Here is a 22,874-nt window from a genome sequence, read left to right as displayed (position 1 = left end):
TGCCGCATGACTCCAACGCCTGCAGCCAGCTCCGGATCCGGTTCGACGACGGGCGCGACGCCCGGCACCGACGACGCGGAGTACCGCATCGAACACGACACCATGGGTGAGGTGCGCGTCCCGGTCCACGCCCTGTACCGGGCGCAGACGCAGCGCGCCGTGGAGAACTTCCCCATCTCCGGGACCACCCTGGAGCGCGCGCACATCGAGGCGCTGGCCCGCATCAAGAAGGCCGCGGCGACCGCCAACGCGGAACTGGGCGTGCTCGACGAGGAGCGCGCCCGCGCCATCGAGGCGGCCGCGGAGGACGTCGCCTCGGGGAAGTACGACGGCGACTTCCCGGTGGACATCTACCAGACCGGGTCGGGGACGTCCTCGAACATGAACGCCAACGAGGTCATCGCGACCCTGGCGAGCCGTGCGCTCGAGGCGTCCGGCAGCGCTACGTCGGTGCACCCCAACGACCACGTCAACGCCTCGCAGTCCTCCAACGACGTCTTCCCCACGTCCGTGCACGTCGCCGCGACGTCGGCCCTCGTGAAGGACCTCGTCCCGGCCCTGGCCCACCTCGCCGAGGCGCTGGAGCGCAAGGCGGAGGAGTTCAGCACCGTGGTGAAGTCCGGGCGCACGCACCTCATGGATGCCACCCCGGTCACACTCGGCCAGGAGTTCGGCGGCTACGCCGCCCAGGTCCGGTACGGCATCGAGCGCATCGAGGCCTCGCTCCCCCGCGTGGCCGAGGTTCCCCTGGGAGGCACCGCCGTCGGCACCGGCATCAACACGCCGGCAGGCTTCTCGGCGCGCGTCATCGAACTCCTCGCCGAGGACACCGGACTCCCCCTGACCGAGGCACGGGACCACTTCGAGGCGCAGGCGAACCGCGACGCGCTCGTCGAGGTCTCGGGCATGCTGCGGACCATCGCCGTCTCGCTCACCAAGATCCACAACGACCTGCGCTGGCTCGGATCGGGCCCCAACACGGGCCTCGGCGAGATCGCGCTCCCCGACCTGCAGCCGGGCTCCTCCATCATGCCGGGCAAGGTGAACCCCGTCATCGCCGAGGCCGTCCTCATGGTCTGCGCGCAGGTGGTCGGCAACGACGCGACGGTGGCCTGGTCCGGCACCAACGGCGCCTTCGAACTCAACGTCGGCATCCCCGTGATCGCCCGCAACGTGCTCGAGTCGATCCGCCTGCTGAGCAACTCGACGCGCGTCTCCGCGGACCGCATGATCGACGGCATCACCGCGAACGTGGAGCGCGCGCGCTTCCTCGCCGAGGCCTCGCCCTCGATCGTCACGCCGCTGAACAAGCACATCGGCTACGAGAACGCGGCGAAGATCGCCAAGAAGGCCGTGGCCGAGGGCCTGACGGTGCGTGAGGCCGTGATCGCGCTGGGCTTCGTGGAGCGCGGCGAGCTCACCGAGGAGCAACTCGACTCCGCGCTCGACGTGCTCTCGATGACGCGGCCGCCACAGGCCTGACGGCCGGGAGGACCACCGACTCCGGGAGGGGCGCGCCACGGTGGCGCGCCCCTTCTCTTTGCCGTCCGGCAATTTGCACTTTGAAAGCCATAGTGCAAATATTTACTCCATGACCAGCAGTGTAAATATCGGGGACCTCGGTCTGCGGGAACGCAAGCGCCGCCGGACCCGCTCGTCCCTGGTGGCGGCAGCCCGCCGCCTCACGCTCGAGAGCGGCCTGAACGGGTTCACCGTGGAGCACCTCTGCGACGAGATCGGCATCTCCCGCCGCACGTTCTTCAACTACTTCCCGTCGAAGGAGGACGCCGTCCTCGGCTCCACCGCCGAGGAACTGCCCGAGGAGATCCTGGACGACTTCGTCGCATCAGGGCGCACCGACCCGCCGACGCCGCTGATCGACGCCCTCACCGAACTGTTCGCCGAGTTCGGCAGCAGGCTCACCATCTCCCGCGAGGAGTACGAGACGATGTCGGCCGTCCTGCACCGGGAGCCGCAGCTCATGCCCCGGCTGTTCGCCCGGGCCGAGGCGAAGTCCCAGCTGCTGATCGACCTCATCATCGCGAGGGAGGGCCTGCCCGCGGACTCCCCCACCCCCGGCGTGGCCACGTCCGTGCTCGCCGGGCTCGCCCGCCGGTCCCTCGACGAGTTCTTCGCCGACGGCAACGAGCTGAGCTACCCCGATGTCATCCGCCGCAACATCGACGCGCTGCGCTACCTCTTCCCATCCTCTCCGCCCGAGGCCGCCAGCGGCCTCCCTGCCTCGAACCAGGACCCCTCATGAGTACAACCACGGTGCCGGACGGCCCGCTCCTCCTGACGCAGAGACGCATCTGGATCATCTTCTCGGCGCTCATCGCCGGCATGCTGCTCTCCAGCCTCGACCAGACGATCGTCTCCACCGCCATGCCCACCATCGTGGGCCAGCTCGGCGGCGTCGAACACCAGACGTGGATCACGACGGCGTATCTGCTCGCCACCACGATCGTGATGCCCATCTACGGCAAGTTCGGCGACGTCCTCGGGCGGCGCAACCTGTTCCTCTTCGCGATCGCGCTGTTCACCATCGCGTCCATCGGCTGCGCCTTCGCCACGGACTTCTGGGTGTTCGTCGTGTTCAGGGCCCTCCAGGGCCTCGGCGGCGGCGGCCTCATGATCCTGTCGCAGGCGATCATCGCGGACATCGTGCCCGCCAACGAGCGCGGCAAGTACATGGGCCCCCTCGGCGGCATCTTCGGCCTCAGTGCCGTCGCCGGCCCGCTGCTCGGCGGCTACTTCGTGGACCACCTCACCTGGAACTGGGCCTTCTACATCAACATCCCCGTCGGCATCGCCGCCTTCGCGATCGCCTGGTTCACCCTGCGCCTGCCCTCCAAGAAGGCCACCAGGCGCATCGACATCCCGGGCGTCGTCCTGCTGTCCCTCGCCACGACCTGCCTCATCTTCTTCACGGACTTCGGCGGTGACGCCGCCGAGGGCTGGACATCGCCGCTGACGTGGAGCTTCGGCGCCGCCATGGTCCTCGCGGTCATCGCCTTCATCATGGTGGAGCGCCGCGCCGAGGACCCCATCATCCCCCTCGAGCTGTTCCGCAACCGCACCTTCGTCACCAGCACCGGCATCGGCCTCACACTCGGCCTCGGCATGTTCGCGGCCCTGGCCTTCATGCCGACGTTCCTGCAGATGGCCTCCGGCACCTCCGCCGCCGTGTCCGGGCTGCTGCTCGTGCCCATGATCATCGGCCTCATGGGAACCTCGATCTACTCGGGCCTCGCGATCTCCCGCACGGGCCACTACCGGAAGTACCCGATCACCGGCACGTCGCTGACGCTCGTCACACTGCTGTGGATGTCCACCCTCACCGCGAGCACCCCCATCTGGGTCATCTGCACCATGCTGTTCTTCTTCGGCGCCGGGCTCGGCCTGATCATGCAGGTCATCGTCCTCGTGGTGCAGAACTCGGTGGCACCGACCATGATCGGCGTCGCGACGAGCACCAACAACTACTTCCGCGAGGTCGGCGCATCCCTCGGCGTCGCCGTCTTCGGCGCGATCTTCACCAGCCGGCTCTCCGAGCGGCTGCGGGAGACGTTCGCGGCCGCAGGAGCGAGTCCCGAGGCCGCCGGGGAGGCGACGTCCACCCTCGATCCGGCAGCGCTGAATGCGCTGCCGGACCAGGTACGGGATGCCGTGGTGAGCGACTACGCCGAGTCGCTGGCCCCCGTGTTCCTGTACCTGGTGCCCTTCCTGGTGATCGCGCTGGTCCTCGCCCTCCTGCTCCGCGAGATCCCGCTGTCCGAGACCTCGGGCATGGTGGCGCGCGGTGAGGCAATCGGCGGCGAGGAAGCGCTCCGCCTGGAACGCGAGCGGGCTGCGGCAGCTCTCACGGGCAGGTCCTCGGCGGTCGCGGTGGACACCTCGCCGTCCGGCGCCCGGCCCGATCCGCGCGACGGCTCCCCGGGGCGCTCCGGCCTCTAGCCGTCCTGCCCCGCAGCACCGCCGGCCCGGCAGCCCTCCGATCGGAGGGCTGCCGGGCCGGTGGCGTCAGGGGACGAAGCGCGTCACGCCGTCGAAGGCCCCGGCCTCCTGCACGAGCGCGAGGTGCCGGGGGTTCAGCGGCGGCAGGTCGTCCAGCGGGAACCAGCGGACGTCGAGGGATTCGTCGTCGTTCACGCGCGCGGTCCCGCTCACCCACCGGCACCGGAAGTCGAGGGTGAGGAAGGTGCACACGTCCCCATTGGGGAAGGTGATAGGACCGTCGACGCCGGTGGCCAGCAGGTACTCGACCTCGACGGCGACGCCGGTCTCCTCCTCGATCTCCCGCCGCAGCGCGACGGCGGGCTGCTCGCCGGGTTCGACCATGCCGGTGATGATGGCCCAGCGCCCGTTGTCGGCGCGTCGGCCGAGCAGCACCCGGCCGTCGTCGTCGAACACCACGCCGCCGACACCGGGCAGCCACAGCGGGTCATGGCCGATCTTGCGGCGCAGCTCGACGACGAACTCGGGGGTGGGCATGCTTTTCAGGGTAGTACAGCCAGTGCCAGCGCAGCCCCGCCGATGAGGAACGGGCCGAACGCCACGGACGAGGTGAGCGTCGCCCGCCGGGTGGCGACGAGCGCGAGGCTCCACGCACCACCGAGGACGACGGCGAAGAAGGGACCCCACCACACCTCGGCCCCGCCCGCGAAGCCCAGGTAGAGGCCGAGGAGCCCGGCGAGCTTGACGTCGCCGAAACCCAGCCCCCGGCGGGACAGCAGGTGCAGCACCGCGAACCCCGCCCACAGCGCGAGGCCGCCCGCGAGCATCCCGAGGACCCGGTACCACTCGCCGGCGGTCCCGCCCGCCGCCCCGAGCAGGAGGGCGGCCGCCGGATAGGAGGGGAGCACGAGCCGGTCCGGCAGGCGATGCGTGCGCCAGTCGATCACGACGAGCCGCCCTCCGACCACCAGGAAACCCAGGAGAGCGAGCGCGAGCAGGGCGAAGGCGGCAGGCTCCTCCACCAGGTAGTCGGCGAGCACGGCGGTCACGCCCCCACGCTAGCCCACGCCCCGTCCCGGGCCCGGAGGCGGCGGTTACACTGTGGAAATGTCGGCCCAGCACAGTTCCAGTTCCGAGGAGACGTTCCGCTCGCTCTGCCGCTCCTCCCCCTGGCGCTGGGAGACGCTGCGGTTCACGATCACCTGGCGCACCCCGACGGAGCAGGGCGACGACACCGCACCCCCGCTCACGGCCTGGCTGCGCAGGCCCGCGGCACTGCGCGTGGAAGCCGCGGACGGCACCCTGCTCCACTCGACGACCGGCAACGAGACCTCCCGCGACGCGCTCTACGTGAGCGCCACCCGCAAGTCCTGGCTCCTCGCCCCCCGGCTCGTCACGCCCGTCTACGACGACGCCGGACTCGTGCGCCGCCGGCCCGAGGCCGCGTACGGCGAGGCGGTGTTCGGCGATCCCCGCTGGTCCTCGATGCTCGACCCGGTGGAGCTCGCCGGGAACGCGCCGGTGGCCATGGTGTACCCGGGGGCGAACCGCGTGGAGGTGGCGGACGTCGCGGAGGAGACGTTCGCGGGCCGTCCCGTCCTCGCGGCGACCGTCAGCCCCAACGCCTCCTACGAGCCCGCCGCTCCGGGCCGCCCGCTGGTCGGTGAGGGCCGCACCCGGGTGCTCCTCGATGTCGGCACCGCGGTCTGCGTGTCGACGACGGCGCTGGACGGACCCGCGCGTGGAGCGGGGCACGACCTCCACATCCTCGGCGTCGACGAGTACCTGACGGACGACTACTTCCGGGCGGCTCCCCCGGAGCTCAGCGATGTGAGCCGCCACGTGCCCTGGATCGTCGGGTAGGACGCGGGCCGCTGTCACGCGGCCCGCGTACCGGACGTCCCGGACGTCCCGGACGTCCTAGAGTTCCGCCTCCTCCAGCAGCTCCGTCACGAGGGCTGCGATCGGCGAGCGTTCGGACCGCGTCAACGTGACGTGGCCGAAGAGCGGATGCCCCTTGAGGATCTCGACGACGGCCGCGATGCCGTCGTGCCGGCCCACCCGGAGGTTGTCGCGCTGCGCGACGTCGTGGGTGAGGACGATCTTCGAGTTCTGGCCGATGCGGCTCATGACGGTGAGCAGCACGTTCTTCTCGAGCGACTGCGCCTCGTCGACGATCACGAACGAGTCGTGCAGGCTGCGACCCCGGATGTGGGTGAGCGGCAGCACCTCGAGCATGCCGCGGTCCAGGACCTCCTCGACCACCTCGGCCGAGACGAGCGCGCCGAGGGTGTCGAACACGGCCTGCGCCCACGGGTTCATCTTGTCGTTCTCGCTCCCGGGCAGGTAGCCCAGCTCCTGGCCGCCCACCGCGTAGAGAGGACGGAAGACCACGACCTTGCGGTGCTCGCGGCGTTCCAGGACCGCCTCGAGCCCCGCGCACAGGGCCAGGGCGGACTTCCCCGTCCCGGCGCGCCCGCCCAGGGACACGATCCCCACCTCGGGATCCAGCAGCAGGTCGATGGCCAGGCGCTGCTCCGCGGACCGGCCGTGCAGGCCGAAGACGTCGCGGTCCCCGCGCACCAGGCGGACCTGCTTGTCGGTGCCCACGCGGCCCAGGGCGGAGCCGCGCGGGGAGACCATGATGACCCCTGTGTTGACGGGCTGCTCGGCGGCGCCGGGCGTGAGGACCGCCTCGTGGTCGTAGAGGGCGTTGACCTCCTCGATCGTGGCGTCGAGCTCCGCCACCCCCGTCCAGCCGGAGTCCTTCACGAACTCGTTGCGGTACTCGTCGGCGCGGAGCCCCATCGCGGAGGCCTTCACGCGCATGGGCAGGTCCTTCGAGACCACCGTGACGTCGCGCCCCTCGACGGCGAGGCCCTTGGCCACGGCGAGGATCCGGGAGTCGTTGTCGCCGTTGCGGAAGCCGATCGGCAGCACCTCGGGTGAGACGTGGTTCAGCTCCACCCGCAGCGTCCCGCCCGCGTCCCCGATCGGGACATCGGTGTCCAGCCCGTCGTTCTCCACCCTCAGGTCATCGAGCAGCCTCAGGGCCTTCCGCGCGAAGTAGCCGAGTTCCGGGTCATGGCGCTTGCCCTCGAGTTCGCTGATGACGACCACGGGCAGGATCACTTCGTGTTCGGCGAACCGCAGGATCGCGCGGGGATCGGACAGGAGCACCGAGGTGTCGACGACGTAGCTGCGCCGCGGGTCGGCGGCCTGCTGCGGGGTGTTGGGTGTAGCCACATGAACTCCGCTCCGGGGTGGAAGCACCCCGAATTCGTAGGGGGGGTGGGCAATCCGGCCAGGAGGCCGGCCGGCCTCCCCGACTCGTACGAGATGCAGGGCACCATCGGCGTCATCAGCGGCCTTCCGTCGGCGGATCGGATGTCCGCCGATGGGATGACCCTACGCCGTCGGCCGGGCCTGCGCAGTCCCCTTCCCCGTGTCGTTCATGAAGGGCCGGTGAACACTCAGGAGCCGAAGCGGCGCTGCCTGCGGCCGAAGTCGCGCAGGGCGCGGAGGAAGTCGACCCGGCGGAAATCGGGCCACAGGGCCTCGCAGAAATAGAACTCGCTGTAGGCGCTCTGCCACATGAGGAAGCCCGACAGCCGCTGCTCGCCCGAGGTGCGGATCACGAGATCCGGGTCCTGCTGTCCGCGGGTGTAGAGGAAGGAGGAGATGTGCTGGTCCGTCAGTTCCTCGGCGAGGGTCTCGAGGGACAACCCCCGGCCCGCGGCGTCCCGCATCAGCTCCTTGACGGCGTCGACGATCTCGCGGCGTCCACCGTAGCCCACCGCCACGTTGACGTGGAGACCGTCGATCTTCTCCGTGGACGCCGCCAGGCCCACGAGCTTCTCCGCCAGGTCGTCGGGCAGCAGGTCGAGGGCGCCGACCGGCTGCACCCTCACGCGGTTGCTCTCCCCCAGCCGGTCGAGGGTGTTGGCGATGATGTCGAGGAGCTGGTCGATCTCCTCCTGGGGCCGTCCCATGTTGTCCGTGGAGAGCATGTACAGCGTCACGACGTCGACGCCGAGCTCCTCGCACCAGCCCAGGAACTCGTGGATCTTGTCCGCGCCGGCCTGGTGCCCGTGGCTCGTGGGGGCGCCCGCGAGCTTCGCCCACCGACGGTTGCCGTCGACCATGACGCCGATGTGGTGCGGGATCCGCTCGGGCGCGAGGTTCCGCTGCAGCCTGCGTTCGTAGAAGCTGTAGCCCACTCCGGAGAACTTCGACGTCACGCGCGGCTGCCCTCCCCCTGGTTCGAAGCTCCGGCCGGGGCCGGAGGCGATCTCGACCCGGGACGCCTGCGCCCCGGTACCTCGTCCTACCGTATTCCAACCGTACCGGCAGTTGCCGTGTACCCGCCTCCATCCGTCGCCGGAACGGTCAGCGGCCGTGCCGCCGCCGTCCTGGTGCGACGGCGCCGTGGGCTAGAATTCCGGCATGACCCCGCGCTTCCCGGATCCCGTTCCGGGCCCCTCGGAACCCGCGGGCAGCCGCGACAGCGCGCTCCAGGACGCCGTGTCCTCGATGGCCGGCCCCCTCGCCGACGCACTGGCGGTCAAGCCGCTCTGGCGCGGGTGGATCCACGCCGTCGCCACGCCCCTGGCCGTCGCCGCGGGCATCGTCCTCGTGGCGCTGGCACCCACTCCGGGGCTGCGGGTCGCCTCCGCCATCTACGCCTTCACGGGGATGCTGCTCTTCGGCGTGAGCGCGGTCTACCACCGGGGCAACTGGAGCCCGAAGGTGAAGGTGGTCCTCAAGCGCCTCGACCACACGAACATCATGCTGGTCATCGCAGGGTCCTACACGCCGCTCGCCTGGGCCCTGCTGGAGCGGGACAAGGCGGAGACCCTGCTGTGGGTGATCTGGGGCGGGGCCGTCGCCGGGGTCCTGTTCCGGAACCTGTGGGTGGATGCGCCGCGCTGGCTGTACGTGCCGATCTACGTGGCGCTCGGCCTCGGCTCCGTGTTCTACATGCCCGACTTCTTCGCCGCCGACCTGCCCGCCGCGGTGCTCATCTGCGTGGGCGGAATCCTGTACATCGCCGGCGCCGTGTTCTACGGGATCAAGAAGCCGAACTTCTCCCTGCGCGTGTTCGGGTTCCACGAACTCTTCCACGCCTTCACGGTGGCGGCGTTCGCGGCCCACTTCATCGCGATCATGCTCGCGGTCCTGGATCCGGTCCGCGCCTAGCAGTCCGGCCGGCCGGAGCTCAGCGGTTGTCCGGGCCGTGCTTCCCGCCGGGCAGGGGCCGGCCGACGCCGTCCGTGCCACCCGGGCCGCTGCCGTCCTGCGGACCGCGCAGGTCGGCGTCGTCAGCCCCTGACCGGGCGGCGCCGCCCGCCGCGGCCCGCTCGACGCGGGCCTGCTCCACCTCGGCGGCGTACCGGACCCGTCGGATGCGCTTGACCATGTCGCGGATGAGGAAGACCACGATCACGACGACGAACAGGGTCGCCAGGAAACCGAGGGTCCCGGGTGTGACCGAGGCCGGGTCGAGGCCCGGTTTCAGCGTCGGGTCCCCCGACGGCGTCGTCGTTGCAGCCAGGGCCAGGTCAAGGAACACGCATGCACCACTTTCGGGGATCGCGGCGGGTGGGATGACCGCCACGCTCAATTCTACGCGGGATAGAAATGTCGGGAGGACCTAGTCCGGCGTGATGCCGGTGAAGAAGTCGTCCTCGGGGAGCGGGGCGTCCACGCGCGAGGTGATGAGGGAGTAGTCCTCCCACGGCCAGACCTGCTGCTGTAGTTCCACCGAGACGGCGAAGAAGAAGCCCTCGGGATCCACCTGCGTCCGGTGCGCCAGCAGTGCACGCTCGCGGTGCCCGAAGAAGTCGCCGCAGTCGATCTGCGTGGTGGTGGGATGGACGGGAGCGGGGGGCTGGTGGCCCTCGGCGTCCGCCTCCAGCCACTGCGCGATGCGTTCGGCGTAGGGCGACTGCAGGCCGGCCTCCTCGAGGGCGAAGTGCAGCGCGCGGAACCGCTCCGGGTTGAAGGCGCGGTCGTAGTAGAGCTTCGACACGCTCCAGGCCTCGCCCGTCCCGGGGTAGCGCTGCGGGTCGGCGGCGGCCTCGAACGCCTCGACGGCGATCCGGTGCGCCATGATGTGGTCGGGGTGCGGATAGCCGCCGTTCTCGTCGTAGCTGAGGATCACGTGCGGGCGGAACTCGCGCACGAGCTTCACCAGCGGTGCCGCGGCCTGCTCGAGGGGCTGCAGAGCGAAGCACCCGGCGGGCAGGTCAGGGAGCGGATCCCCTTCCGGCAGGCCCGAGTCGGTGAACCCGAGCCACCGCTGCTGCACGCCGAGCTCGGCCGCGGCGCGGGCCATCTCGACGCGGCGGAGGCCCGCCAGGTCCCGCTTGGCGTGGGCGTCGTCGTTCATCGCCGCGTTGAGGATGGAGCCCCGCTCACCTCCCGTGCACGTCGCGACCATGACCTCGGCGCCGGCCGCGACGTAGCCCGCCATCGTGGCCGCACCCTTGCTCGACTCGTCGTCGGGGTGGGCATGGACCGCGAGGAGGCGGAAGCCCTCACGGGTGACACGGGAAAGATCCTGGCTCGGCAACACGTGCTCCTGGGTCTGCGGGGGATGGAGGGCGGCCGGAGGTGGCCGCCCGGGACGGACGGTAAAATAGGAGGGTGAGCTCCGCCCAGACGTCACCCCCAAGCCTAGCCAATCGCTACGGCGCCCCAAAGCGCCGGAAGAAGATGGGCCGCTCGCGGACGCTGATCATCGCCGTGCTCCTCGCAGCCGTGGCCGCCGTGGCCGCCATGGCCCTCACCTCCGGCAGCCCCGACGTCTCGTCGAAGGACGTGGGTTTCTCCCTCATCGCGGACGGTCGCGCGAGCGTGGACTTCGAGGTGACGAAGGACCGCTCGGCCACGGCGCAGTGCGCTGTGCAGGTCCTCAGCGAGAACTACGCCGTCGTCGGCTGGAAAGTGGTGACCATCGGGCCGAACGGTGCCGAGGACGGAGCGAACGGCGGCGGCACGACGGCGCACCGCGCCGACATCCGCACCGATTCGCCGGCGGTGTCCGGCGGTGTCAACGCCTGCTGGATCGCCGAGGACTGAGCGCTCCCCCGCGGCTCTCTTGGGTTCTGGCCCCCTCCCCTCTAGACTGGACCGATACCTAGCCCCGCTTCACCGGGTACCGGCCCTCCGGTCCCACGAGGCGGGGTGTTTGCTTGCCGCGGGTGGTGTCTCCACCACCATCCGCCCCGCCATCAGCCCCTCCACCACGGTGGCGGCCGTATCGAAGGAGTAATCCGTGTCCACGAACAGCGCACCGGTCGCCTGGCTCACGCAGGAGGCCTACAACCGACTCAAGACCGAGCTCGAGTACCTGTCCGGTCCCGGCCGCACGGAGATCGTCGCCCGCATCGAGCAGGCACGCTCCGAGGGCGACCTCAAGGAGAACGGCGGGTACCACGCTGCCAAGGAGGAGCAGGGCAAGGCCGAGGCCCGGATCCGGCAGCTCACGCATCTGCTCAACAACGCGCACGTGGGTGAGGCCCCGGCGGACAACGGGGTCGTCGAGCCCGGCATGATGGTGTCCGCGAAGATCGCGGGCGACGTGGAGAACTTCCTGCTCGGGAGCCGCGAGGTCGCCGGCGACACGGACATCGACGTCTACAGCGAGAAGTCACCGCTCGGTGCGGCGATCCAGGGCAAGAAGGCCGGCGACACCGTCACGTACGCAGCGCCCAACGGCCGGCAGATCACGGTGGAGATCATCTCGGCCACGCCGTACGCAGGCTGACCGCGCGGCCCTGTCAGAAGCGGTCCGTCCCCTCGGGGGCGGGCCGCTTCCGCTTGAGCAGGAAGGCCGCCAGGACCCCGCCGAGTGCCCCGAACAGGTGCGCCTGCCAGGACACGTTGGACCCGAACGCCGGCAGGATGCCCCACAGGATGGACCCGTAGACGGCGAACAGGACCCCCGCGAGGAGGATCTGCCGCCAGTCGCGGTTGTAGAACCCACGCGTGATCAGGTAGGTGAACAGGCCGAACACCACGCCCGAGGCGCCGATCGTCAGTCCTCCGCCGAAGAGCCACGTCCCGAGGCCGGAGGCGAGCCAGCTGATGCCGACGGCCGCCGCGAAACGCCGCGCGCCCTCCAGGAACGCCAGGAACCCCAGGACCAGCAGCGGCAGGGTGTTCCCCGCCAGGTGCCCGAGGCCCCCGTGCAGGAGCGGGGCGAACAGCACGCCGTCGAGCCCGTCGATCCGGCGGGGCGCGATGCCCAGGGTGCGGACCAGGAGATTCCCGAGGACGAGGTTCAGCCCGAACACGACCCACATCGCGCCGACGAGCACGGCGACGGTGACGAGCCCGGCCTGCGCCCGGCGTGCGAGCGGCTGCATGACGGTCCTCAGCCCCGGATGACGACCGGCTGGAAGCCCTCGGCGCGCAGGTTGCTGAGCACCTGCTCGCAGTGCTCCTCCCCCTTGGTCTCCATGTTGATGGTGATCGCGACGTCGCCCATGCTGATGGATCCGCCCACCCGCGTGTGGTCCAGGCCTGTCACGTTCGCGTCCGACTCCGCGATGATCCGGGAGATGGTGGCGAGGGAGCCGGGGCGGTCGTCCAGCAGCATCCGCACCACCAGGTAGCGGCCCGCCGCGGCGAGGCCGCGCTGGATGACCTTCAGCATGAGCATCGGGTCGATGTTCCCGCCCGAGAGCACCACGACGGTGTTGCCGGGCTGGGCCCCGTTCTCGGTGAGCTTGCCGTCGAGCAGGGCCGCCACGCCCACGGCGCCGGCCGGTTCCACCACCATCTTGGACCGCTCCAGCAGGAAGATGAGCGCCCGCGCGAGGGAGTCCTCGCTGACCGTCACGACGTCGTCCACGAGTTCCCTGATGATCGAGAACGGCAGTTGGCCGGGCCTCCCGACGGCGATGCCGTCCGCGATGGTCGAGACCTTCGTCAGGGGCACGAGGGCGTCGGCGGCCAGGGACGGCGGGTAGGCCGCGGCGTTCTCGGCCTGCACCCCGATGATCCTGATGGTCCGGCCGAGTTCCCTGGCCCGTTCCTTGACCGCGACGGCCACCCCGGCGAGGAGTCCCCCGCCGCCCACGCCCATGAGGATGGTGTCGACGTCGGGCACCTGCTCGAGGATCTCGAGGCCCACCGTGCCCTGGCCCGCCACCACGTCCACGTTGTCGAACGGGTGGACGAAGACGGCGCCGGTCTCGTCGGCGTACCTGCGGGCCTCGGCGAGCGCCTCGTCGACGTTGTAGCCGTGCAGCACCACCTCGGCACCGTGGCCGCGCGTCGCGGCGAGTTTCGGCAGGGCGACCCCGAGGGGCATGTAGATGCGGGCGGAGATGCCGAGGCGGGCCGCGGCCACGGCAACGCCCTGGGCGTGGTTGCCGGCCGACGCCGCGACGACGCCGCGCGCACGTTCGGCCTCGCTGAGCTTCGCCATGCGGTTGTACGCGCCGCGGACCTTGAAGGACCCGGCGCGCTGCAGGTTCTCGCACTTGAAGGACACGGGCGAGCCGGTGAGGCGGCCGAGGGCTCTCGACTGCTCGATCGGCGTGCGGGCGATGACGCCCTCGAGGGTCCTGTGCGCGGCCTCGACATCGGCCAGGGTCACTGGGAGGTCGGTGCCGGCGGGGATCTCCAGCACGGTGACGGCGCCGGGGCTCGCGCCGGTCGTCGCGCCGGGGATCCGGCTGGTCCGGGGGGTTGCGGTGGAGTTCGTCACGGTCTGCTCGGTCACTGGGAGGTCTCTCTCTGGAGTGCTGGCGCCTGCTCGGCGGCGGAGGGTCCCGGGGTGCTGGCCGGCGACGGCGAAGATCCTCTCTCCGATGCCGCCGGCCCGCTAATGACGGACCCTCCGGCGCGTGGCCAGCCGGCCCGAGCCACCACGGGATCGTATTCCCAGGCCCGGTGCGCTATGTAACGGACGGATGTGTTGAGCACCGCGAGGATCGGCACGGAGAACAGGGCGCCCGGGATCCCGGCCAGGAGCGTGCCGCCCGCGACGGCCAGGACGACGGCGAGCGGGTGGAGCGCGACGGCGGGCCCCATGACGAGCGGCTGGAGGACGTGCCCCTCGAGCTGCTGGACCAGGAACACGATGGCGAGCATCACGAGCGCATTGACCCAGCCGTTGGCCACGAGGGCCAGCAGGACCGCCACGGAACCGGTGGCGAGGGCACCGACGATGGGGATGAAGGAGCCGAGGAACACGAGCACGCCGAGGGGCAGGGCCAGCGGAACGCCGATGACGGCCGCGCCCACACCGATGCCGACGGCGTCCACGGCCGCGACGAGCATCTGCACGCGCACGTAGCTGGCCATGGACATCCAGCCGCGCCGGCCGGCGCCGTCGACCGCCGCGCGCGCACGGCTCGGGGCGAGCCCCACGAGGAAGCGCCAGATGCGGCCGCCGTCGAGCAGGAAGAAGATCAGCGCGAACACCGTGAGGAGCGTACCCGCGGCCACGTGTCCTGCCGTCGTGCCGAAGGACAGCGCCCCGCTGAGGATGGAGGCACTGTTGCTCTGGACCGCGTTGCCGATGTCCTGGAGGTACTGGTCGATCTGCGACGCCGAGAGCTGGAGCGGGCCCTGTGACAGCCAGGTCAGCATCTGCTGCACGCCGGTCTGGGCCTCACCTCCGAGGCTCGCCAGCCCGAGGGCGAGCTGACGCCCGACGAGGAGGAGTGCCGCCGTGATGAGGCCGAAGAACGCGAGGAGCGTGATCGCGACGGCGAGCCCGTTGGGGACCCTTCGACGCCGGAGGGCGGTCTTGACGGGCAGCAGCAGTGCGGCCACCAGCCCGGCGATCATGAGCGGGATGACGAGGAGGGAGATCCGGGTCAGGAGGTAGATCAGCGCGCCGCCGACCACGATCACGAGCCCCAGCCGCCAGGACCACGAGGCGGCGACGCGCAGCGCGAACGGGACATCGGTCCGGTCGTCGGCGCGCTCGGGCTGCCGCATCTCGGGCGGCTGCGGAGGCAGCGGGTCGGGCAGGGCAGCGGCGCCACGGCTCACCGCACGCTGGAGGGCGCGCTGGGGTTTCGCTGCGGGGAAGCGCTGCATGGGTCAATCCTTCCACAGAACCCCTCCGCGCAGGCCTCCGCGGTCTATCCGAGACCCGGCAGGATCCCCCATCCCGCGGCGAAGGACGCCCCCGGCTCGAGCCACCGGAGGCCCTCCCCGGAGTTGAACGCATCGGCGGGTGCCGTCATCGGCTCGACGGCCACGGCCTTGCTCACGCCGGGGTAGATGGTGCTGATGAACACGTGGGCGTAGGCGAAGGGCGCGTCGGCCCAGAGGGTCACGCTCCGGCCGTCCGGAGCCGAGAGCACGTGCTCGTAGCGTCCGTCCACCATCGCCAGGCCCGTGAAGGCGGCATCGAACTCGATGTCCCCGATCCGCCGGCCGTCGCGGAGGTCGTACTGACCGGCCACGGGCGCCTTGCCCGTAGGGATCGACCGGTCGTCCGCCTCGAACATCTCCTCCGCCTGCAGCGTCAGGGTGAGGTCCTCGGTGGGGACGTCGGAGATCTTCAGGTACGGATGGGCACCGAGGGCGAAGGGCGCGGCCGTCGTCGAGAGATTGGTCAGCTCCTGGGTGACGGTCAGCTGCTCCTCCGTGAGCTCGTAGCTCGCCCGGTGGAGCAGGTGGAACGGGTACCCGTGCTGCGGGAAGACCTCGGCCTCGAGGACCACGCTGGACGTCCCGACGTCGACGGCCCGGTAGCCGGTGTTCCGCAGGAGCCCGTGGATCGCGTTGCCCTTCGAGGGCTCGGTGATGTCCAGCCGCTGCTCCTGCCCGTGCAGCGACCACCGGCCGCCCGCCACGCGGTTGGGCCAGGGCGCGAGGAGGATGCCGCCGCCGCCCGCGGGGATGGCCCCGTCACCCCACGTCTCGGTGAGGGCCACGCCGTCGTACTCGTAGGAGCGCAGCGCGGCCGCGAGCGTCGCCACGACGACGGTCCCGGGTCCGGCCTTGAGGGTGTAGTTCGTGCCGCTGGCCAGTGGGGTCGCCGAGGTCATGCAGCGATGCTACCGCCGGCGGGGCCGCACGTTGCCGTAACCGGCGGTGGCCGGCCACCGTATGATAGCTTTTGTTCGATTCGGTTCGGAGACGTTCGAGTGAACACCACGGCCCCACGAGGAGGATCATGCTCGCAGCGGAGCGCCATGCGGCGATCCTCGACCACCTGACGCGTCAGCCCGCCGTCAGGGTGAGGGGCCTCGCCGTCGCGCTGGGTGTCTCCGAGATGACCGTCCGCCGTGACATCGACACGCTCGAGGCCCGCGGGGCGCTCGTGCGGGTCCACGGTGGCGCTGTCCGTCCGGGCAGCCTCAGTTCCGTGGAGGCGGGCTTCGAGGCCAACCGGACGCGCGGCGGGGAGGCCAAGCGAAGGATCGCGGCGGCCGCCGCCTCCCTCCTGACGCCCGGCATGACGGTCTCCATCACGGGCGGCACCACCACCTTCGCCCTGGCACCCCTCCTCCCCCGCATCCCGGGGCTGACCGTGATCACCAACTCGCTGCCGCTGGCGGACGAGCTGCACCGGCTGCGCGGCGCCTCCCCCGGTGACACCGCACCGCAGGTCCTGCTCTCCGGCGGCCAGCTCACGCCGTCCAAGGCGCTCGTGGGTCCGCTCGCCACCGGCGCCATCGCCTCCCTCCGCGCCGACCTCTGCTTCATGGGCGCGCACGGCGTCGACGCCGAGGCCGGCATCACCACGCCCAACCTCGCCGAGGCCGACACGAACCAGGCGTTCGCCCGCACCTGCGGGCAGCTCGTCGTCCTCGCCGATGCCACGAAGATCGGTGTCGTCAGCCTCGCCCGCGTCTCGGCCCTGGACGCCGCCGCCGCCCTCGTCACCGACCGGCAGCCCGACGACCGCTACGCCGCCCTCACCCGGATCCTCTCCGACCCCGTGCCCGACCCCCACCTGGAAGAACGCCCATGACCCTCATCACGCCCACCCGCCTGTCCGACGGACGCGAGCTGATCTACTTCGACGCCCGCGAGGAGAGCGCCGCGCAGCACCGGGACGCAGCCGCCACCTCGGACGCGCGTGGCCTGCCGCCGCGCGGACCCGCGGGGACTGCCCGCTACGACGCCCTGACGGGCGAGTGGATCGCCGTCGCGGCCCATCGCCAGTCGCGCACGCACCTCCCGCCGGCCGACCAGTGCCCCCTGTGCCCCACCACAGCGGCGAACCTCTCCGAGATCCCGGCGTCCGACTACGAGGTCGTCGTGTTCGAGAACCGCTTCTCCTCCTTCGGCCCCGACCTCGGCGCCCTCCCGGCAGCACCGGAGTGGGGCACGACGGCGACGGCGTACGGACGGTGCGAGGTGGTGGCCTTCGACTCGGCGCACGAGGGCTCCTTCGGGTCCCTCAGCCCCGCGCGTGCCCGGACCGTCATCGACGCCTGGGCCCAGCGCACCGAGGCCCTGTCCGCCCTGCCCGGGATCAAGCAGGTGTTCTGCTTCGAGAACCGCGGGGCGGACATCGGCGTGACGCTGCTCCACCCGCACGGGCAGATCTACGCCTACCCCTTCATCCCGCCGCGCGCCGCGACACTCGCGGCCCGCGCCTCCGAGTTCTACGAGGCCTCCGGCCGGACGCAGACGCTCATGGGTTCCGCCCTGGCCGCCGAACGGTCGTCCGGCGAGCGCATGGTGATCGAGGGGAAGCACTTCAGCGCCTTCGTGCCCTTCGCGGCACGCTGGCCGCTCGAGGTGCACCTGGTCCCCCACCGGCAGGTCGCCGACATCACGGGCCTCACGGGCGAGGAGCGCGACGAGCTCACCACCGTCTACCTCGAGCTCCTCGGCAGGCTGGACGCCCTCTATCCCACGCCCACCCCGTACATCGCGGCCTGGCAGCAGGCACCGGTGGACGACGTCCTGCGGCCGGCCAGCTACCTGCACCTCCAGCTGACCTCACCCCGCCGCGCCGCCGACAAGCTGAAGTTCCTGGCGGGCTCGGAGGCCGCCATGGGCGCCTTCATCAACGACACCACCCCGGAGAAGGTCGCGGAAGCACTCCGTAGCGCCACTCCCGCATCAGCCCGGAAGGACCAGGCATGAACTCCACCCCCCTCGACCTCGCGGCCGCTTTCACCGAGCGCTTCGGCACCGAGCCCGACGGTCTCTGGTCCGCGCCGGGACGCGTCAACGTGATCGGCGAGCACACCGACTACAACGACGGCTTCGTGCTGCCGTTCGCAATCAAGCACTCGACGACGGTGGCTGCGGCCGCCCGCCCGGACCGGCTGGTCCGGGTGGCGTCCACCTTCGCACCGGACGAGGCGCCCGTGACCGCCGACCTCGACACCCTGGAGGAGGGCGGCGTGGAGGGCTGGGCGGCGTATCCGCTCGGTGTCCTGTGGGCCATGGAGCAGTCGGGCCACCGCTGCCCCGGCATGGACCTCCTCGTCGATTCCTCGGTGCCGGTCGGCGCGGGCCTGTCCTCCTCGGCGGCCCTCGAGTGCTCCGTCGCGGTCGCGGCGAACGAGCTCGCCCGGGCCGACGTCCCCCGCAGGGAGCTCGCCGTGATCGGGCAGCTCGCCGAGAACCGCATGGTCGGCGCCCCCACCGGCATCATGGACCAGTCGGCGTCGCTCCTCGGCGAGGTGGGCCACGCCGTGTTCCTCGACTGCCGCTCCGGCGACTCGCGACTGGTCCCCCTCGACCTGGAGGGCGCCGGGCTCGAACTCATGGTCATCGACACCCGGGTCAGCCACTCGCACTCCACCGGCGGCTACGCTGCGCGGCGGCGCTCGTGCGAGCTGGGCGCGGAGCTCATGGGCGTGCCGGCGCTCCGGGACCTCTCGGTCAACGACCTCGCGGAGGCGGCCGGCATCCTCGACGAGGAGACCTTCCGGCGCGTGCGCCACATCGTGACCGAGAACGCGCGCGTCGAGGACGCCGTGGAGATCCTCACCAGCAAGGGTCCGGCGGACCTCGGTCCACTGCTCGTGGCGAGCCACGCCTCGATGCGGGACGACTTCGAGATCTCCTGCGCCGAGCTCGACACCGCGGTGGACGCGTCGCTCGAGGCCGGCGCGATCGGCGCCCGCATGACCGGCGGCGGCTTCGGCGGGGCCGCGATCGCCCTGGCCCGTGTGGACGCCGTCCCGGCCATCCGCGCCGCCGTGGAGGAGGCGTTCTCCGCCGCGGGCTTCCGCGCTCCGGTCATCTTCAGCGTCCTGCCGGGCGCCGGAGCCGCGCGCGTCGCCTGACCGGCTCGTCCGCGGGCATCGCGAGGACAGGACGCCCGCATGATGAAGAAGAGACCCGCAACCGGAGGGTTGCGGGTCTCTTCCTGTTCAGGTGGGGCGCTCGATGCCCCGGGTGCTGCTAGTCGTCGCCGCGCAGGATCGCGAGGAGGCGGAGGATCTCGACGTACAGCCAGATGAGCGTCACCGTGAGGCCGAACGCAGCCGTCCACGAGTACTTCTGCGGGGCGCCCTGCCGGACGCCTTCACTGATGGAGGTGAAGTCGACGATGAGGGAGAAGGCGGCCAGGCCGATGGCCAGGAGCCCGATCACGACGCCGAAGGGGATGTCCGTGCCCGGGATGTTCGCACCGCGCAGGCCCCAGGGGTCACTCGTCACACCGAACACCATCAGGCCGAGGTTCAGCAGCGAGAAGACCGCGTAGCTGATCATCGCGATCATGAAGAACTTCATGGCCTTGGGGGTCGCGCGGACCTTGCCGCTCTTGAAGAGCGCGAGCGTCACGCCGAAGACGACGAGCGTGCCGAGCACGGCCTGCATGGCGATGCCCGGGTACAGGGCCTCCAGGAACATGGTGAGTCCACCGACGAACAGGCCCTCGAGCCCGGCGTAGGCGAGGATCAGCGCGGGCGAGGGCTCACGCTTGAACGCGTTCACCAGGCCGAGCACGAAGCCGCCGAGCGCCCCGACCACCATGAGCGGAAGGGCGAGACCCGGCAGGACGAACGCGGGGACAGCCGCACCCACAAGGACGAGACCCAGGCAGAGCAGCGTCTTGACGATGACGTCGTCGAAGGTCATGCGTCCGGTCTGGGCAGGACCCGCCGACGGCTGGTTGTACATGTGCTCCAGCTGCTGCTGGTTCGCGACCGCCGTACCGCCGTAGGTCATGGTGCCGAAACCGGCCGTTTCGTTGCCTCGGGTAGCGGAACGGAAGTTCTTCCCGTTGAATACCGGATTACCGCCAAGTGCCATTTTGAGTTAGTCCTCCATTAGGGGGCCGAGTGTCTTCCAAGCCTACCAATCCCAACGGTTCGCGGCCCCGGATGTTCCCGCACAGCGTAGGGCAACCAGGCGTCCCGCGCCCGCGGAATTGCAATACGAAGGTGCCTTGCAAAAACTTTCGTTATCGAATCGCTACCTTTGCGGGACGCTTTTGCGGAAAGCCGAAACATGCCGCTAGTAACATGATCCCCACGCCGTGACACTCGTCACACCCGTTGATACCGGCGGCTGCCCGCCGGGACTGCCCCCACCGTGGAGGTTCCCATCTTGATCACCCTATCGACGCCTGCACGGATCAGGAGGTCGCTGCTCCTGGTGCTCGGCTTCCTGACGATCGTGCTGCTCGGCGCCCCCGCGGCGCAGGCGTCCCCCGCACTGCCCCAGGCGCAGACCGCCTCGTCCGTCCAGGCCTCCGAGTTCGACAACCGGATCGGCGGTGTACTGCGCGGGGCCGACGGCCCCATCGCCGACGTCACGGTCACCGCGACGGGCGACGGGTTCGAAGGGGAAGCCACCTCGGGCCCCAACGGTGCCTGGAGCATCGGGGTGCCCGAGCAGGGCACCTACGAGGTGGCCATCGACGAGGACACCCTCCCCGAGGGCATCACCCTCGCCGAAGGGCAGGAGAACCCTCGCCAGGTCACCTTCGCCAACACGTCCAGCGCCACCACCCTGTTCCTGTTCGGGGAGGGCATCGTGACGCAGCAGACGCCGTTCCTGGAGACGCTCGCCGAACGTGCCCTGGCGGGGTTCAGCTTCGGCCTCCTGCTGGCCCTCAGCGCCGTCGGGCTGTCGCTCATCTTCGGCACCACGGGCCTCACCAACTTCGCCCACGGAGAGATGGTCACACTCGGCGCGGTCCTCGCATTCGCCTTCGCGGGAGCAGGACTGCCGATCGCCGCCGCCGTCGTCCTCGCGGTCCTCGGCGGCGGGCTCCTGGGCTACGTGCAGGATGCCGGACTGTGGAAGCCCCTGCGCCGGCGCGGCACCGGGCTCGTCCCGATGATGATCGTCAGCATCGGCCTGGCGCTCGCGCTGCGGTACATCATCCAGTTCTTCTTCGGCGGGGCCACGCAGCAGCTGCCCGGCTCGCAGAGCGAGATCATCGACCTCGGATCGGTCTCCATCTCCCGCAACAACCTGATCTCCCTGATCGTGAGCCTCGTGATCATCCTCGCGGTCGCGTTCCTGCTCCTGCGCACGCGGATCGGCAAGGCCACGCGTGCCGTCGCCGACAACCCCGCGCTCGCCGCCGCCTCCGGCATCGACGTGGACCGCGTCATCCGGATCGTGTGGGTGGTCGGCGGGATGCTCGCGGCCCTCGGTGGCATCCTCTGGGCCTACTACCGCCCCGGGGTGTCCTACAACATGGGCCAGCAGATCCTGCTGCTCATCTTCGCCGGCGTCACCCTGGGTGGTCTGGGCACCGTCTTCGGCGCGCTCGTCGGCTCCATCATCGTCGGGCTGTTCGTGGAGATCTCCACGATCTGGCTCGAGGCAGACCTCAAATACGTGGGAGCGCTGCTGATCATGATTCTCGTGCTCCTGTTCCGGCCGCAGGGTATCCTCGGCCGCCGAGAGCGCATAGGTTAGGGGCTCCCCATGGACTTCGGTAACATCCTCGTCAACGCCTTCGGCGAACTGATCAGCCCGACGACGGCGGCCTACGCGCTCGCCGCTCTCGGCCTCGCCGTGCATTTCGGCTACTCCGGCCTCCTGAACTTCGGCCAGGCCGGCTTCATGGCCGTCGGCGCCTACGGGTACGCCATCTCCACGCTGAGCTTCAACGCGCCGCTGCCCGTGGCCGTCCTCGTCGCCCTGCTGGCCTCGGTGGTCTTCGCGATCGTGCTCGGCATCCCGACACTGAGGCTCCGCGCGGACTACCTCGCGATCGTGACGATCGCGGCCGCGGAGATCATCCGCTACATCGTGACGACCAACGGACTGACCGACATCACGGGCTCGGCCAACGGGCTCGCAGCCTTCGAGGGCGGGTTCTTCGACCTGAACCCGTTCCCACCGGGCACCTACAACATCGGTCCGCTGGGCATGAACGAGCGCGACTTCTGGATCCGGATCGTCGGCTGGACGGTCGTCGTCCTCGCCTGCCTCGTGGTCTGGCTCCTCATGCGCAGCCCCTGGGGCCGCGTGCTGAAGGGCATCCGCGAGGACGAGAACGCGGTGCGCTCGCTCGGCAAGAACGTCTACGCCTACAAGATGCAGGCGCTCGTGATCGGCGGTGTCCTCGGATCGCTCGCGGGCATCATCTTCACGCTGCCCCGCGGCGCGGTACAGCCCGCGAACTACGCGACCGAACTGACGTTCTTCCTCTACACCTGCCTCCTGCTCGGGGGCATGGCCACTGTCCTCGGACCGGTCATCGGGGCGATGATCTTCTGGGTGGTGCTCTCGTTGACGCAGGGACTGCTCTACGGCGCGATCGAGGTCGGCGCCATCACGTTCCTGTCCAACTCACAGGCGGGTCAGCTCCGCTACATCCTCGTGGGTGTGGCTCTGATGCTGCTCATGGTCTTCAGGCCGCAGGGTGTCCTGGGTAACAAGAAGGAGTTGGCGTTCGCATGACCGGCAGCCACAGCAACAGCAGTCCCGACGACGCTCAGGCGGGGACCGGCTCGCACGCCGTCGGCGGAGCGGTCACCGGGCCCGCCGACGGGTCCACC

At 70.5% G+C, this 22,874-nt stretch carries 23 protein-coding genes; 12 read left to right on the top strand and 11 right to left on the bottom strand.

Going from position 1 to position 22,874, the window contains the following annotated elements:
* Nucleotides 1-6 precede the first annotated feature (6 nt).
* From CI785_RS07005 to CI785_RS06995, 3 genes are all read left to right on the top strand, one after another.
* Nucleotides 7-1,482 (top strand): class II fumarate hydratase, encoded by a 1,476-nt coding sequence (locus CI785_RS07005; protein WP_105031372.1) that lies wholly within the window; start codon nt 7-9, stop codon nt 1,480-1,482.
* Between the two features lie 109 nt (nt 1,483-1,591).
* On the top strand, nt 1,592-2,263 hold the full coding sequence (locus tag CI785_RS07000; RefSeq protein WP_105031371.1) for a TetR/AcrR family transcriptional regulator: 672 nt from the start codon (nt 1,592-1,594) through the stop codon (nt 2,261-2,263).
* Entirely contained in the window at nt 2,260-3,957 is a 1,698-nt protein-coding gene (locus tag CI785_RS06995) for an MDR family MFS transporter (RefSeq protein ID WP_105031370.1), read from the top strand. The genes CI785_RS07000 and CI785_RS06995 overlap by 4 nt, the downstream gene beginning before the upstream one ends.
* Nucleotides 3,958-4,023: 66 nt before the next feature.
* On the opposite strand, the gene CI785_RS06990 is transcribed toward CI785_RS06995, so the two are convergent.
* Nucleotides 4,024-4,494: an NUDIX hydrolase gene (locus tag CI785_RS06990; RefSeq protein WP_105031369.1), complete on the bottom strand. Its 471-nt coding sequence runs from the start codon at nt 4,492-4,494 to the stop codon at nt 4,024-4,026.
* A 5-nt stretch (nt 4,495-4,499) separates the two neighbouring features.
* Nucleotides 4,500-5,006: a prepilin peptidase gene (locus tag CI785_RS06985; protein WP_105031368.1), complete on the bottom strand. Its 507-nt coding sequence runs from the start codon at nt 5,004-5,006 to the stop codon at nt 4,500-4,502.
* Between the two features lie 58 nt (nt 5,007-5,064).
* On the opposite strand from CI785_RS06985, the gene CI785_RS06980 reads away from it, so the two are divergent.
* A complete protein-coding gene (locus tag CI785_RS06980) occupies nt 5,065-5,820 on the top strand; it encodes a hypothetical protein (RefSeq protein ID WP_105031367.1) in 756 nt (251 codons plus the stop codon).
* Between the two features lie 57 nt (nt 5,821-5,877).
* Here CI785_RS06980 and CI785_RS06975 read toward each other — a convergent pair whose 3' ends face one another.
* A complete protein-coding gene (locus CI785_RS06975; RefSeq protein ID WP_240615054.1) occupies nt 5,878-7,203 on the bottom strand; it encodes a PhoH family protein in 1,326 nt (441 codons plus the stop codon).
* A gap of 227 nt (nt 7,204-7,430) precedes the next feature.
* Nucleotides 7,431-8,198, bottom strand: a complete 768-nt coding sequence (locus tag CI785_RS06970) for an isoprenyl transferase (protein ID WP_205753578.1) — start codon at nt 8,196-8,198, stop codon at nt 7,431-7,433.
* A gap of 292 nt (nt 8,199-8,490) precedes the next feature.
* On the opposite strand from CI785_RS06970, the gene trhA reads away from it, so the two are divergent.
* The gene (trhA, locus tag CI785_RS06965) at nt 8,491-9,156 is read left to right on the top strand and encodes a PAQR family membrane homeostasis protein TrhA (protein WP_105031635.1); all 666 of its coding nucleotides are present in this window, start codon (nt 8,491-8,493) and stop codon (nt 9,154-9,156) included.
* Nucleotides 9,157-9,175: 19 nt separating this feature from the next.
* On the opposite strand, the gene CI785_RS06960 is transcribed toward trhA, so the two are convergent.
* Both CI785_RS06960 and mca read right to left on the bottom strand, forming a co-directional pair.
* Nucleotides 9,176-9,574, bottom strand: a complete 399-nt coding sequence (locus CI785_RS06960) for a hypothetical protein (RefSeq protein WP_338064880.1) — start codon at nt 9,572-9,574, stop codon at nt 9,176-9,178.
* Between the two features lie 36 nt (nt 9,575-9,610).
* Nucleotides 9,611-10,531: a mycothiol conjugate amidase Mca gene (gene mca, locus CI785_RS06955; RefSeq protein WP_105031364.1), complete on the bottom strand. Its 921-nt coding sequence runs from the start codon at nt 10,529-10,531 to the stop codon at nt 9,611-9,613.
* Between the two features lie 74 nt (nt 10,532-10,605).
* Between mca and CI785_RS06950 the strand changes: the two genes are divergently transcribed.
* On the top strand, nt 10,606-11,040 hold the full coding sequence (locus tag CI785_RS06950; RefSeq protein WP_240615053.1) for a DUF4307 domain-containing protein: 435 nt from the start codon (nt 10,606-10,608) through the stop codon (nt 11,038-11,040).
* A 196-nt stretch (nt 11,041-11,236) separates the two neighbouring features.
* Nucleotides 11,237-11,728, top strand: coding sequence for a transcription elongation factor GreA (gene greA / locus CI785_RS06945; protein WP_105031362.1), 492 nt, complete (start codon nt 11,237-11,239; stop codon nt 11,726-11,728).
* Nucleotides 11,729-11,741: 13 nt separating this feature from the next.
* Here the strand turns inward: greA and CI785_RS06940 are convergent, their stop codons facing one another.
* The 4 genes from CI785_RS06940 to CI785_RS06925 form a co-directional block, all read right to left on the bottom strand.
* Nucleotides 11,742-12,329 carry a rhomboid family intramembrane serine protease gene (locus tag CI785_RS06940; protein WP_105031361.1) on the bottom strand — a complete coding sequence of 196 codons (588 nt, stop codon included), beginning with the start codon at nt 12,327-12,329 and terminating at the stop codon, nt 11,742-11,744.
* Nucleotides 12,330-12,337: 8 nt separating this feature from the next.
* Nucleotides 12,338-13,591, bottom strand: a complete 1,254-nt coding sequence (ilvA, locus tag CI785_RS06935) for a threonine ammonia-lyase (protein WP_105031634.1) — start codon at nt 13,589-13,591, stop codon at nt 12,338-12,340.
* 98 nt (nt 13,592-13,689) lie between these two features.
* A complete protein-coding gene (locus CI785_RS06930; RefSeq protein ID WP_105031633.1) occupies nt 13,690-14,919 on the bottom strand; it encodes an AI-2E family transporter in 1,230 nt (409 codons plus the stop codon).
* Between the two features lie 146 nt (nt 14,920-15,065).
* Nucleotides 15,066-15,980 (bottom strand): aldose 1-epimerase family protein, encoded by a 915-nt coding sequence (locus CI785_RS06925; protein ID WP_105031360.1) that lies wholly within the window; start codon nt 15,978-15,980, stop codon nt 15,066-15,068.
* A gap of 128 nt (nt 15,981-16,108) precedes the next feature.
* Between CI785_RS06925 and CI785_RS06920 the strand changes: the two genes are divergently transcribed.
* Genes CI785_RS06920 through galK form a run of 3 tightly spaced genes read left to right on the top strand, consistent with a single transcriptional unit; the run spans nt 16,109 to nt 19,190 of the window.
* Nucleotides 16,109-16,909 (top strand): DeoR/GlpR family DNA-binding transcription regulator, encoded by an 801-nt coding sequence (locus tag CI785_RS06920; RefSeq protein ID WP_105031359.1) that lies wholly within the window; start codon nt 16,109-16,111, stop codon nt 16,907-16,909.
* Nucleotides 16,906-18,036 carry a galactose-1-phosphate uridylyltransferase gene (gene galT / locus CI785_RS06915; protein WP_105031358.1) on the top strand — a complete coding sequence of 377 codons (1,131 nt, stop codon included), beginning with the start codon at nt 16,906-16,908 and terminating at the stop codon, nt 18,034-18,036. Before CI785_RS06920 ends, galT begins: the two co-directional genes overlap by 4 nt.
* Nucleotides 18,033-19,190, top strand: coding sequence for a galactokinase (gene galK, locus CI785_RS06910; protein WP_105031357.1), 1,158 nt, complete (start codon nt 18,033-18,035; stop codon nt 19,188-19,190). The genes galT and galK overlap by 4 nt, the downstream gene beginning before the upstream one ends.
* Nucleotides 19,191-19,308: 118 nt before the next feature.
* On the opposite strand, the gene CI785_RS06905 is transcribed toward galK, so the two are convergent.
* The gene (locus CI785_RS06905) at nt 19,309-20,163 is read right to left on the bottom strand and encodes a Bax inhibitor-1/YccA family protein (RefSeq protein WP_105031356.1); all 855 of its coding nucleotides are present in this window, start codon (nt 20,161-20,163) and stop codon (nt 19,309-19,311) included.
* Nucleotides 20,164-20,460: 297 nt separating this feature from the next.
* Here CI785_RS06905 and CI785_RS06900 point away from each other — a divergent pair, with 297 nt between their 5' ends.
* Both CI785_RS06900 and CI785_RS06895 read left to right on the top strand, forming a co-directional pair.
* A complete protein-coding gene (locus CI785_RS06900) occupies nt 20,461-21,786 on the top strand; it encodes a branched-chain amino acid ABC transporter permease (RefSeq protein WP_105031355.1) in 1,326 nt (441 codons plus the stop codon).
* A 9-nt stretch (nt 21,787-21,795) separates the two neighbouring features.
* Nucleotides 21,796-22,776 (top strand): branched-chain amino acid ABC transporter permease, encoded by a 981-nt coding sequence (locus CI785_RS06895; protein ID WP_105031354.1) that lies wholly within the window; start codon nt 21,796-21,798, stop codon nt 22,774-22,776.
* The last annotated feature ends 98 nt before the right edge of the window (nt 22,777-22,874 follow it).

Origin of the sequence: Arthrobacter ruber, from assembly GCF_002954225.1 — a bacterium.
GTDB lineage: Bacteria > Actinomycetota > Actinomycetes > Actinomycetales > Micrococcaceae > Arthrobacter_D > Arthrobacter_D ruber.
The sequence above is the reverse complement of the archived record's forward strand: the minus strand, read 5'-3'. Positions and strand labels throughout refer to the sequence as shown.